Genomic DNA, 11,930 nt, shown 5'->3' on the forward strand with positions numbered 1-11,930 from the left:
TTCCGTCTTACTCGCCTCTCGGCGGTACCCGCCCACCCTTTGCCAATGCCTGTCATGACCACTTCTTCGAAAGCAGCACCGCACGCCTTTCCGGAACCGAACGGCGACTTCTACCAACTGACAAGAACGCTCTCCGACGAAGACAACCAGCTCCGGCTCAAAGTGAGAAAGTTCATGGAGCAGGAGGTCCAGCCGATAATCAATGATTTCTGGAGCCGCGACGAGTTTCCGTTCGAGCTGTTGCCGAAATTCCAGGCATTGGGTATCGCCGGGTTGCCCATCAAGGGCTACGGCTGCCCGGGAAAGAGCACCACGTTGATGGGCTTCATCATGATGGAGCTTGCGAGAGTAGATGCGTCGATCTCAACGTTCTTCGGCGTTCACACCGGGCTTGCGATGGGGTCCATTGCGATCTGCGGCTCGGAGGAGCAAAAGCGCGAGTGGCTGCCTGAGATGGCCGCGATGAACAAGATCGGCTCATTCGGGTTGACAGAACCCGACGTCGGCTCGGGCGCAGCGGGCGGTCTGACGACAACGGCTCGCCGTGAAGGCGACATGTGGATCCTGAACGGCCAGAAGAAATGGATCGGCAATGCCACGTGGGGCGATCTCGCGATCATCTGGGCGCGCGACGTCACGGACAATCAGGTTAAGGGCTTCATCGTTGAAAACAAGTCCCCTGGCTTCCACGTCGACAAGATCCAGCACAAGATGGCGTTGCGCGTCGTGCAGAACGGCCTGATCACGCTTACCGACTGTCAGGTCAGCGAAGCCAATCGCCTGCAAAATGCGAACTCATTCAAGGACACGGCGCAGGTACTAAAGATGACACGTGCCGCGGTGGCATGGGAATCGGTTGGCTGCGCGACAGGCGCATACGAGCATGCGCTGCGCTATGCGCAACAACGCGAGCAGTTCGGCCGCCCCATCGCCCGGTTTCAGCTCATTCAGGATCTGCTGTTCCGCATGCTCGGCAATATCACCTCAACCCAGGCGCTGTGTCTGCGGCTGTCGCAACTGCAGGACGAAGGCATCATGCAGGACGAGCACGCCTCCATGGCCAAGGGCGTCTGTACGACGCGCATGCGCGAGACGGTTGGCTGGGCGCGCGAGCTCCTCGGCGCGAACGGCATTCTGCTCGACCATCACGTCGGCCGCTTCGTCGCCGATGCCGAAGCGCTCTATTCCTACGAGGGCACGCGTGAGATGAACTCGCTAATCGTAGGGCGCGCGATTACCGGTTTCAGCGCGTTCGTGTAACCGCGGGTGCGCATTTGACTACAAGAGGTGTTTCCATGACGACTCAAATCAATCGCGTTGCGGTAATCGGCACAGGCGTCATCGGCGCAAGCTGGGCCGCACTGTTTCTTGCGAAGGGACTCGACGTCATCGCCACCGACGTCGCACCCGACGCCGAGAAGCGATTACAGCAATATATCGATGCTGCGTGGCCGGCACTTGAAGCGCTGGGCCTTGCTCCGCACGCGTCTCGCTCACGTCTCACGTTCACGCGCGATTTGCAGCAGGCCGTGACGGGGGCCGGGTTCGTTCAGGAGAACGGTCCCGAGCGGATAGACTTCAAGCGCACGCTTTACGAACAGCTCGACACCCTCCTCCCCGCGGACGTGCCCATTGCCTCCAGCTCGTCCGGTCTCACGATGAGCGAAATACAGGCGGGCTGCAAGTTGCATCCCGAACGCTGTGTAATCGGGCATCCTTTCAACCCGCCGCATCTCATCCCGCTCGTCGAGATCGTCTCCGGCGAGAGGACGTCAGAGGACACGGTGAACAAGGTCACGGCTTTCTACACGTCGCTCGGCAAGCGCACCATTCGCCTGCGCAAGGAAGTGCCCGGCCATGTCGCGAACCGGCTGCAGGCGGCGCTGTGGCGCGAGGTAGTCCATCTTGTGTCCGAAGGCGTCGTGAGCGTGGCCGACGCCGATGCCGCGGTATGCTGGGGTCCGGGCCTTCGCTGGGGATTGATGGGGCCGACCTTGCTGTTTCATCTCGGTGGAGGACAGGGCGGTATCGAGCACTTCCTCGATCAATTCACCGGCCCGATGACCGCATGGTGGAAGGTGCTGGGTTCGCCTGAACTGACACCCAGCGTGCAGCAGATGATCGTCGAGGGCGCAGGTCGCGAAGCATCGGGCCAGTCAGTGGACGAGCTTGAGGCGCAACGCGACCAGATGCTGCTGCGCCTGCTGCAGCTGCGTCAAAGCGGTGAGCAGCCGCCATCCAGCGGTTAATCAAGCCTTCAATTTCCGTTCTATGCCGTATGGCGCAGCTGGAGCGCAACGTTGAGCTTCGCGACCCAGGATACGTCGTCGAGGCTCGCGCCCAGCAGCGCCTCAATACGTTCGATGCGGTAGTTCAAGGTATTCGGATGGATGTTTAATGCATCGGCCGTCTTGCCGCGGCGCTGCCCTTTCGCGAAATAGGTTTCGAGCGTGGAGAGAAGGCCCGACTCGTTTGACAGCTGATCCAGCAGTGAGGCGAGGTACCGTCGCGCGTTGTCTGCTCGACGCGCGCCTTCTTCGACTACGATGGACGTCCACGAGCGCACGCGATCGCGAGCACCGTCATTTTTCGCGAAGTCGAGCGCCCTCATCGCCTCCTCCACCGACGCCGCCCAGCCGGCCGGCCCTTCGTTCATCAAGCCAATACCGATGTGGCGGAGCTGCGGCAATGCGCTCGCTAGCGCCTTCGCGCTCTGAGTGACCAGCCGGTCGCCGCGGCTCACCGAGTCACCCAGCGGGCACGGCACCCAGAGAATCAGCCGCTGGCGATGCCAGGCGCGCACCAGATTGCCCGGCGCCGTGTTTAGGTGGCGCGCTGCGGCCAACACGATACGGTCGAGCACATCCTCTCTGGAGACAAGTCCGTGCTCCACGACGTCCGTGTCGATAGCAAGCGCGATACGTGGCGCCGCGAAGTCCATACCCAGCCCCTCCGCCGTTGCCCGAAACCCTTCCACGTCGCCGGGGGAATGAAACACGATGCTGTAGAGTTGATGCAGAAGCGATTCGCGCCAGCCCGCCTGGTCGTACTGCTCGGCAAGATAAGCCTGAACAATCGCCTGCGCGACGAGATCGAAATAGTCAAACAGGAACGGTGAGACCTTGAAGAGTAGTTCGTTGGCAAGCTCCCCGTCCGCTTCACCCAATGCGACCTGCGTGCGCCAGATTTCGCGCAAGCCGATGCGCACCGCGTGAAGCGTGAAAGGCAGTGGAACCCGTTGATGCACGCGCCTGCGCCCGATCTCTCGAAAAACGTCGGCGTCGCGCGCGGACAAGGGTTCACCGGATAGCAGCGCTTCGAACCACACGCGGGCGGCTAGCCCGACCGACTCAGACACATCACGTTTTACTGCAGGCGCGAGCGAGCGATACCCGTCGATCGGGGTCAATATTGCAAATGTGCGATCGACGATTGGCGACAGGTCCGCCGCGAGCTCTACTGTCTTCTCCCGTAAGCGGCTGCTGATTTCAGGGATGGTCGTGGGCATGGCTACTTCTCCATTTGGTTCATTACGCTTCTTGCGAGGTGATCGGGCGCAAACGCACCGCGCGGGGCGGAGGCAAACGCCGGAACTCGATCAAGGCGTCGCCCAACTTCGGGAACCCGGGCGCCGAGCCGAGGCGCACGGATTCACGGAAACGGGACAACTGCGGCTCAACCGGTGCTCAATCCCAAGCGTAACGAGACCATTAGCCACCAAGTCAACTGGCGCATGCATTGCATCCATGCGGACAGGTTGGCGAAGCAGCGATCAGCATGACTGGTGATACTCCGCACTTGCCGGTGTACACCAGTGGCACCGATCAGTTTTCCCTTTGCCAGACAAGCTCAATTGACTTGCTCGGCGCGGTGAATCGAACTGATCATCGACGTCTCCATCAAATACTGCCGGCTCTTCTGGGTATCCAGTGAGATGTCGCGCAGTGCCTTCTGATTGCGGCGGCGCACTTCCGGGTCACGTTCCTCCATCAGGTTTTTGTTGCGAATGCTGTTCTTCTGCACGACTTCCAGGGCAACGGTACGCCGCTGACGCGAATACAGTTCCAGCAGTTCCGGTCCGGCCTTGCCTTGCCACACATCCGCCAGCCTGTTCGCGAGGCTGCACGCATCGTGAATGCCGCCATTGAGCCCGAAACCACCGATTGGATTATTGATGTGAGCGGCATCACCGGCGAGCAGGATGCGCCCCTTGACGAACGTGTCTGCAACCCGTTGATGCACCCGGTACGTACCCGAATAGACAAGCGAGAACGATTTGTCTGTGCCGAGCACTTCCTTTAGGCGGTCGTGTATGTTCTCTGGGGTGAGCAGCGTGTCGTCGTCTGTCTCTGGATCGGCCGGCATGGCTACGCGCCAGAGATCATCACATGATTCGTCATAGAGCTTGAGCACGACGGCCCATGCGTCGGGATCAGAAACATAGGCCGTACCCGTGTAACCAAGGTCCTCAAGGGAACCGCGTACGTTTGTGACGAGGAACTTCTCGGGCCACGTAAAACCGTCGAACGTGAACCCACCCGTCTTGCGGACCGTGCTTCGCGCCCCATCTGCGCCCACCACCCAAGGCACGTGCGTCTCACGTTGACCCGCCGCATTTGAAACGATGAGACGCGCCGAATTGCCGTCAGTCTCGACCGATTGGAGCGTTTCGCCAAAACGCAACTCCACGTTGGGCTGGCGACGCAGCTCGTCGAGGAGCACATTCGACAAATAGTACTGCGGCAAGTGGTAGCGGAACGGGAAATCGGTGACGTCGGCGAGCAAGCCAAGGTTGAACTCGGCATATACGCCGTCGACACGATCACGCATCTGCCACACCGGAATGCGCAGTCCCATCTCCATCAAAGCCGATTCGACGCCGAGCGAACGAAGCATCTCGAGTGTCGGCGGGTGAAACGCGGCACCGCGTTGTTCGCGGCCAACCGTTTCACCCGCCTCGTACACGACACAGGGCACATCACGCCGTGCGAGGCCGAGGGCTGTGGTCAAGCCGACCGGGCCGGCACCTATGATGGCGATTTTTTTTTCGTTGCGCATCTTCCCTCTTGGTTGTAAGTTGGTGAGTTCCGCCGAGCGATGTCGGCCCGTTTGAGAAATCAGGTCCTGGCACGATGGCACGCGTGCCGTTGAGCGGGCGTAAAGACATAGCCCGGCGACATCAAGGACGCGTGGCTATCGTGTGCTGCCCCTGCAAAGTAGCGACTCGCTTGCATGATGTCCACGCCAGAAACCGCATTCGCGCCATTCCGAATCCGCATGAACGGCGCGTGCAGGCATGATCACCTATGGTGTCGCTCCCGATTGACGCTGGCGCGAGCGCATACGACGATCCTCCCAGTGCGAGGAGGTGAGGATGAAACCGATCGTGGTGCAAAATGGTATCGGCGCGCCGCTCGACTTGCGGTTGCTTGCCGTTTTCGACGCTGTGATGCGAAAAAACAGCGTGACAGTGGCGGGCGATAGCGTCGGCATGAGTCAACCGCTGATGAGCCAGTCGCTTGCAAAGCTACGGCAATATTTCGGGGATCCCCTATTCGTGCGAACTTCCGGCGGCATGTCGCCGACGCCCCGTGCGCGCGAACTCGCTCCGAAGATCGCCGCAATGATTCAACTGATGCAGGAGGCACTCGAAAGCCCTGGCGAGTTCGATCCCGCCACGTCTGCGCGCACCTTTAGCTTCGCGGCGACGGATTTCGGCGCAGCATACCTGCTGCCCAAGCTCCTGCAATATCTGGCGAAGCATGCACCCGGCATTCGCGTGAGGGCGACACTCGCCCCACGGCACGGGGTCGAGGAAATGATGGAGGATGGCGAGGTCGATCTCGCCATGGGCAGCTTCGCAATCAACAGGCTGCCGTTCTACCAGCGGCGTCTGTTCAACGAGACCTATGTTTGTCTTGTGCGCGCCGGGCATCCGACTTTACGAAGTCCGCTGACGCAAGACGCCTATCTGTCCGCGGCGCATGCGCTCGTCGCCCCGCTGCCCAGCGGCTACGAGGCACTGGAACGCTTTCTTCTGGACAATGTTCCTGCTGCCAACTTCACCGTCACCTTCCCGAACTTTCTCGCCGTGCTCACGACGCTGCCGAGTTCCGATGCGCTTTTCACGCTCCCACGGCGCGCCGGCGAACAGCTGGCAGAGCTGGTGAAGGCACAGATCCTCGAGTTGCCGGTCTCGATCCCCGGATTCGTCGCACGCCAGTTTTGGCATGAACGCTTTCACAAAGATCCGGCCAACAAGTGGTTTCGCGATCTGATCTATTCGCTGGTGGTGCGCGACGACGAGGCCCCGACCGAAGGCACATTGGCGGCCGATTCCTCGGAACCGTAAAGCGCTGGCAGCGCACCTTGCTAGCGCTATATGCCGATTTTGCATTCGCTCCATTACCAGGTGACGATGGTTATTGGCGCCCCCGCCCTCCATACTGCCCTACAAGCCCGCCGGCACATACACCGTTGACTGCCGCCAACCGGGCTCTTTTCTGATGAGGAGACACAATGGGAAACGGGCTGATTCAAGGACTCCATCACATCACGCTGTGCACGTCGACTGCACAAGGCGACGTGGATTTTTTCGTCAAGGTGATTGGGCAGCGATTCATTAAGCGTACGTTGTTCTATGACGGAAGTATTCCCATCTATCACCTCTATTTCAGCGATGCCGATGGCACCCCGGGCACCGTCATGACGACGTTCCCGATGCGCCGCACAGGCCTCTCGGGCCGCAAGGGTTCGGCTCAGTTTACTGCGATCGCCTATTCGATCCCGGCAGGTTCGATCGACTTCTGGCGCGAGCATTTTGGCAAAAATGACGTCAAAGTCGTCGAGGAGTCAGAGCGCTTCGGTGAAAAGTATCTGCGCGTCGTGCATGCCGGGATCGACTTCGAAGTCGTCGAGGATCCGACCGACAACCGCAAGCCATGGAAATCGGAGTATGTGCCCGAGCAATATGCAGTCCGTGGCTTTCACAACTGGACGGCGATAGTACGCGAGTTCGAGGACATGGATGTCTTCCTGAAAAACGCGTGGTATTTCCGCCCGACGATGAGCGATGGCAAGTACACGCGCTATGAAGCAGGTGCGGGCGGCGCCGGACGCCGCATCGACATTCTGCATGAACCCGACATGCGCCAAGGAATGTGGACGCTCGCGGAAGGCATCATCCATCACGGGGCGTTCGACGTGCCGAACTACGACGCACAGGCCCGCGTCAAGTTCGACACGGAAGGCATGGGCTTCACCGATTTCTCCGATCGAAAAAATCGTGGTTACTTCGAGTCGATTTACGTGCGCACGCCGGGTGGCGTGATGTTCGAGGCGACGAAATCGCTCGGCTTCAAGATGGACGAAGAGGAATCCCAGCTCGGCACCGAGCTCGGCACCGAGCTGAAAATTTCCCCGCAATTCGACATTTCCCACGAAGAACTGCGCGCGCTGATGCAAGTGGAGGATCCCATCCATGTCTGATCAGCATAACCGTGTAAGTGAAACCAACGTGGCGGGGAGGACACTGTGAAATCGTTCAAGCTCTTCGGCCACGGGCCGCGCAAGGTGCTGTTGTTCCCTGGCTTGATTGGCACACGCGACTCCTTTGACGACATGCTGCGCTATACCGATCTCAGCGCATTTCAGTACGCTGTGGCCGAATATCGCGGCTACGGCAATGCGCGAGCCGAGCCGGGACTGATGACGCTGCGCGAGGTGGTGATCGATGCAGTGAGACTCGTCGAGTTTCTCGGCTGGGACAAATTCGCGGTGGCAGGTCATTCGCTTGGTGCGCTTTCCGCCCAAATGCTCGCAGTTGCGTTGCCAGACCGCGTCGATGCAATCGTTTCGATAGCGGGACTGAGTGCGAAAGGCGCGAATGGCGATCCGCAAAGGCTCGCCTTCATGCAGGCATTGGCGGCGTCGCACGAGAAGCGTGAAGCGCTAGTGGCTGGCGGCACCGGGAACCGTTACGGATCCGGAGTGGCGCGTGCGCTCGTCGCCCAGACGTGGGAAGAGATTGACGGGTCCGCGCTCGCGAGCTACGCGCTCGACGCCAGTCGGACCGACGTCCACGCCGAAGTGCAGCAACTCGACACGCCTATCCTGGTACTGGTGGGCGAATACGATCCCAACTGCACGGAAGCGGCCGCTCGCGAGACGACCCTGCAATGGTATCGCCATGCGAAGTTACAGGTGTTGCGTGGTGCCGGGCATTACCCGATGATCGAAACACCGGCAGCAACGCTCTCCGAGCTTGAGCGATACGTCGGAACAGCCACTGGCGACGCGGAAGTTCCGGCGGCCGTGGCACACGCGTAACAGCATCACGCGCATAAGCGCCTCCGCTTCGCCGCCCTCATGCGGCGAAGCGGACCGTGGCGCGGCCGTGAGCAGGCTACGCAGCTCGACGAATCAACCGCTCCGCCATCGCAGGCGAACAACAAGTCGCCCAAGACCGCCGCTACGATTCACATGGACCTCAGATGTTCCAACCATCATTTACTTACTCGGCGCTTCCCGGGCGCGTTGTTTTCGGCGCTGGCAGTCTCGACCAGCTTTCCCAGGAATTTCGCGAGCTGCAAGTCAGCCGCGCGTTATTGATCTCCACGCCCGAGCAATCAGGTTTGGCCGAGGACGTTGCCTCGCGGCTTTCTGGGCAATGCGCAGGCGTGTTTCCGAAAGCTGTCATGCATGTACCCATAGAGGTGGCACGCGAAGCTCGCGAATACGCGAACCGGATCGGCGCAGACTGCATCGTAGCGATCGGCGGGGGCTCTACGATCGGCGTGGGAAAGGCTATCGCGCTGGAGTCCAGCATCCCGATTATCGCCATTCCGACGACTTACGCGGGCTCTGAAATGACGCCGATCTACGGCATCACCGAAAACGGCGAGAAGAAGACGGGACGCTCTCTCAAAGTCTTGCCGCGCACTGTTATCTATGACCCCTTCTTGACACTCACTTTGCCCGTCCGGATGAGCGCGACGAGCGGTATCAATGCAATCGCGCATTGCGTCGAAGCGCTCTATGCGGCCAACGCGAACCCCATCACTTCGATGATGGCTGAAGAAGGGATCCGCAGTCTCGCGCGAGGCCTGCCACGCGTTGCCGATAATCCTGAGAACCTCGATGCGCGAACCGAATGCCTTTATGGCGCATGGCTCGCAGGCTCGGTGCTTGCGGCTACCTCGGTGGCACTCCATCACAAGCTTTGCCATACGCTTGGCGGCATGTTTAACCTTCCGCATGCTGAGACACACACAGTCATCCTGCCACATGCGGCCGCGTACAACGCCTTAGCAACTCCTCAGGCGATGGCGCGCGTTGCCGGGGCGCTGGCGGTCGACGATGCCGCACAGGGTTTGTTCGATCTAGCCGTGCGTCTCCATGTGCCGACTTCGCTCGAGACCTTGGGGATGCATTTCGCCGACCTTGACCGCGTAGCCGATGCCGTCCTTGCTGCGCCTTACCCGAATCCACGGCCGCTGCAATACGAAGCCATTCACGCACTGCTAGAGGACGCATATTACGGCCGTCGCCCTCGCGCCTCAACCGTCGCGCATTAGCCGCTGGATGCCCGGACACGACGCGCGACTCGGAAGCCAGATTTGCGCGCCGGCAGCCCTGATGATTCCGCTCTCGTTCATCGACCGCTATGCATTGACTGTGCTCGTTGGACCGCTCAAGCACGACTGATCTCGCGGAATGAAAAGTGTTCGAGTCTCAGGCCAAGGAGTGATCCAGGTCGCTGGACGGCTGTTCACGTTTAACACCATCTGCGATCGCGCATCCGACAGGATCCGCGACACTTCGTGCGCTGGAGGGAGACACCCCCGTTATGGTTACACATGCATTGCGGGGCATTTTGGGGCTGGCGGGAACACCCACCACGCACCGTCATCGTGCTGGAAGAAGTAAATCGCGATGGGCGTCGCCGATCCAGAGGCCTGCACGAGCACGAAGCGACTTTGATTCGGCTTCGCGCGACCGTATCGCGTCAGGCGGACCGGATAGGTAGGAGTGGGCGCCAGCCACTTTTCGATCAGCCGACGCAAGGACTTCCCTTCAGCGTTCATTTCCAATCCTGCAACTGCCGAGTGCATACCAGCTACGACTGCGCTCGCAGAGACCGAAGCTACGAGTTCAATGGCCGACTTAACCGTCACACCACGATGTCAGAGAGCCGACCGAGGGGGCCTTGGATCATGCCGGTTTCCATAGAGTCCGCTGATTGATGAATCGTCAGGATGGCATCTGTGCCAAGGGGTACGTCAGCAGGCTTGAGAAGCAGTATGGAAGCGGTGTAGGCGAACCGCCATACCCACCGGCTAATGGAGCGAATTCCAGAATCGCATCCACCGTAAAGCAAGGTGCAGTTCGGATGCCCTGCATCTGGAATCCGACGGCGCATGTGCCTTCGCTCGTTGCCTCATCGGACTCCGCGAACAAGGACTCGACCAAAAGGTGCACGCGAAACTCAGCGTTCAGCGCGACTTGAACTCCGCCAACGGGTCGGCACGATAGCCACCGCCCAGCGCCTTCGCCAGCGCGATCTGCTGGCTGATCCGTTGCCCGTCGAGATTGAGCAGCGCGACGCGCTCGACAATCCACGGCTGCCGCGCCTCCATCGCCGCCAGCCGACTTGCGAGTCCGCGCCGGTAATGCGCTTGAGCGCTCTCCTTCGCGAACGAAACAGCCGACACCTTTTGCTGCTGCAACTGCGCCTGGGCGTCGAGGTCCTGCAAACGGCTGCCTGCCATCGCCACATCGCGCACGGCGTTGAGCACCGCCTGGTTGTATTGCTCGATCAGCGTGTTGCTCGCCGTGCGCGCACCGCTCAGGTTCGCGTTCAGGCGGCCGCCGTCGAAAATCGGCAGGTACAGGCCGGGAAGCAGATTGATCTGCTGGCTCGCATGGGTGAACAGATCAGCGAGATGCAATGCGTTGACGCCAAAGAATGCCTTGATGTCAAAGGTTGGATAGAACGCGGCCTTGGCAGCGTCAATCCGGTCAAACGAAGACTCCACATACCAGCGCATCGCCTGCAGATCGGGACGCCGCGCGAGCAGTTCGTAGGCCAGCGTCGGCGGCAAGCTCGCCTGCGATTGCGGCAGCGGCGCAGGTTCGATATCGGGCAGGTCGTCGGCTCCGGCGCCGATGAGCGCGCGCAACGACTCGCGAAACTGTCTGATCTGGCCTTGCGCGGCAACGATCTGCTCCTGCACGGCAAGTTGCTGCGCGCGTGCTTCTTCGGTGCGCGTGCGCGCTTCGAGGCCGCGAGCCGCGCGCGCACTGTGCGATTCGACAGCAGATGCCGCGACCTCCTGCGATTGCTCCAGCAGCCCGATCAACTGGTAGGTGGTCTGAATGCCGTAATAAAGCTGCGCCACGTCGGCGGAAATTTCGAGCTCGACCGCGGATGTCTCCGCTATCCGCGCATTGTGCACGCCGAGCGACGCGGCCACTTGCGCGCGCTGCTTGCCCCAGATATCGACGTTCAGGCTTGCGCCGAATCCGACGATGCCCTCGGTGTACCAGGGACCGGTGAGCCCGAGCGCTGGTTCGTTCAACGCGAATGGCCCGAGAAAGCCGTTCGCCGAGACACGCTCACGGTCGATCGCGCCCAGCGCGACGACCTGCAGGCCCGAACCGGCCTTCACCCGTTCGACGTCTGACTTCGCTTGCGCGACACGCGTGGTTGCAATCACCATCGTGGGTGAATTGGCCAACGCGCGATCGATAAGCGCATCGAGCTGCGGATCGCCATAGCTCTTCCACCAGCACGCGGAAGGCCAGCCGTCGCGCGCCAGGTGAATATCGTCCGCAAGTCGTATCTGCTCGGGCGCAATCGTCGCGTAGGGCGTGCCATCCTCGTGGATCAGCGCGCAGCCGGCCATAAGGCAGCCTACCGCACAGCCCAG

Annotated in this window: 10 protein-coding genes; 6 read left to right on the plus strand and 4 right to left on the minus strand. The window is 60.8% G+C overall.

Translation table 11 applies throughout. The annotated features are described in order from the left end of the window. The first annotated feature begins 54 nt into the window (after positions 1–54). Both OKW27_RS06665 and OKW27_RS06670 read left to right on the plus strand, forming a co-directional pair. On the plus strand, positions 55–1,260 hold the full coding sequence (locus OKW27_RS06665) for an acyl-CoA dehydrogenase family protein (protein ID WP_429332986.1): 1,206 nt from the start codon (positions 55–57) through the stop codon (positions 1,258–1,260). Between the two features lie 35 nt (positions 1,261–1,295). Beyond that, entirely contained in the window at positions 1,296–2,249 is a 954-nt protein-coding gene (locus tag OKW27_RS06670) for a 3-hydroxyacyl-CoA dehydrogenase NAD-binding domain-containing protein (protein WP_429332987.1), read from the plus strand. A 20-nt stretch (positions 2,250–2,269) separates the two neighbouring features. On the opposite strand, the gene OKW27_RS06675 is transcribed toward OKW27_RS06670, so the two are convergent. Both OKW27_RS06675 and OKW27_RS06680 read right to left on the minus strand, forming a co-directional pair. Then, positions 2,270–3,508, minus strand: a complete 1,239-nt coding sequence (locus OKW27_RS06675; RefSeq protein WP_429332988.1) for a PucR family transcriptional regulator — start codon at positions 3,506–3,508, stop codon at positions 2,270–2,272. A 341-nt stretch (positions 3,509–3,849) separates the two neighbouring features. Further along, positions 3,850–5,058 (minus strand): FAD-dependent oxidoreductase, encoded by a 1,209-nt coding sequence (locus tag OKW27_RS06680; protein ID WP_429332989.1) that lies wholly within the window; start codon positions 5,056–5,058, stop codon positions 3,850–3,852. A 316-nt stretch (positions 5,059–5,374) separates the two neighbouring features. Between OKW27_RS06680 and OKW27_RS06685 the strand changes: the two genes are divergently transcribed. From OKW27_RS06685 to OKW27_RS06700, 4 genes are all read left to right on the plus strand, one after another. Beyond that, the gene (locus tag OKW27_RS06685; protein WP_429332990.1) at positions 5,375–6,352 is read left to right on the plus strand and encodes a LysR family transcriptional regulator; all 978 of its coding nucleotides are present in this window, start codon (positions 5,375–5,377) and stop codon (positions 6,350–6,352) included. A 167-nt stretch (positions 6,353–6,519) separates the two neighbouring features. After that, positions 6,520–7,488, plus strand: coding sequence for a hydroxyquinol 1,2-dioxygenase (locus OKW27_RS06690; RefSeq protein WP_429332991.1), 969 nt, complete (start codon positions 6,520–6,522; stop codon positions 7,486–7,488). Between the two features lie 45 nt (positions 7,489–7,533). After that, a complete protein-coding gene (locus OKW27_RS06695) occupies positions 7,534–8,328 on the plus strand; it encodes an alpha/beta fold hydrolase (protein ID WP_429332992.1) in 795 nt (264 codons plus the stop codon). 164 nt (positions 8,329–8,492) lie between these two features. Further along, complete coding sequence (locus OKW27_RS06700) at positions 8,493–9,575, plus strand: maleylacetate reductase (RefSeq protein ID WP_429332993.1); 1,083 nt, start codon at positions 8,493–8,495, stop codon at positions 9,573–9,575. Positions 9,576–9,851: 276 nt separating this feature from the next. Here OKW27_RS06700 and OKW27_RS06705 read toward each other — a convergent pair whose 3' ends face one another. Both OKW27_RS06705 and OKW27_RS06710 read right to left on the minus strand, forming a co-directional pair. Further along, positions 9,852–10,085, minus strand: a complete 234-nt coding sequence (locus OKW27_RS06705) for a hypothetical protein (RefSeq protein ID WP_429332994.1) — start codon at positions 10,083–10,085, stop codon at positions 9,852–9,854. A 408-nt stretch (positions 10,086–10,493) separates the two neighbouring features. Further along, positions 10,494–11,906: an MdtP family multidrug efflux transporter outer membrane subunit gene (locus tag OKW27_RS06710; RefSeq protein ID WP_429334562.1), complete on the minus strand. Its 1,413-nt coding sequence runs from the start codon at positions 11,904–11,906 to the stop codon at positions 10,494–10,496. Positions 11,907–11,930 lie beyond the last annotated feature (24 nt).

The organism is Paraburkholderia sp. 35.1 (assembly GCF_050436525.1).
GTDB classification, from domain to species: Bacteria; Pseudomonadota; Gammaproteobacteria; order Burkholderiales; family Burkholderiaceae; genus Paraburkholderia; species Paraburkholderia tuberum.

Bases quoted from the DNA above. Each gene is read 5' to 3' on its own strand.
- OKW27_RS06665 (WP_429332986.1), top strand. From the start codon at position 55: ATGACCACTTCTTCGAAAGCAGCACCGCACGCCTTTCCGGAACCGAAC.
- OKW27_RS06670 (WP_429332987.1), top strand. From the start codon at position 1,296: ATGACGACTCAAATCAATCGCGTTGCGGTAATCGGCACAGGCGTCATC.
- OKW27_RS06675 (WP_429332988.1), bottom strand. From the start codon at position 3,508: ATGCCCACGACCATCCCTGAAATCAGCAGCCGCTTACGGGAGAAGACA.
- OKW27_RS06680 (WP_429332989.1), bottom strand. From the start codon at position 5,058: ATGCGCAACGAAAAAAAAATCGCCATCATAGGTGCCGGCCCGGTCGGC.
- OKW27_RS06685 (WP_429332990.1), top strand. From the start codon at position 5,375: ATGAAACCGATCGTGGTGCAAAATGGTATCGGCGCGCCGCTCGACTTG.
- OKW27_RS06690 (WP_429332991.1), top strand. From the start codon at position 6,520: ATGGGAAACGGGCTGATTCAAGGACTCCATCACATCACGCTGTGCACG.
- OKW27_RS06700 (WP_429332993.1), top strand. From the start codon at position 8,493: ATGTTCCAACCATCATTTACTTACTCGGCGCTTCCCGGGCGCGTTGTT.
- OKW27_RS06705 (WP_429332994.1), bottom strand. From the start codon at position 10,085: ATGAACGCTGAAGGGAAGTCCTTGCGTCGGCTGATCGAAAAGTGGCTG.
- OKW27_RS06710 (WP_429334562.1), bottom strand. From the start codon at position 11,906: ATGGCCGGCTGCGCGCTGATCCACGAGGATGGCACGCCCTACGCGACG.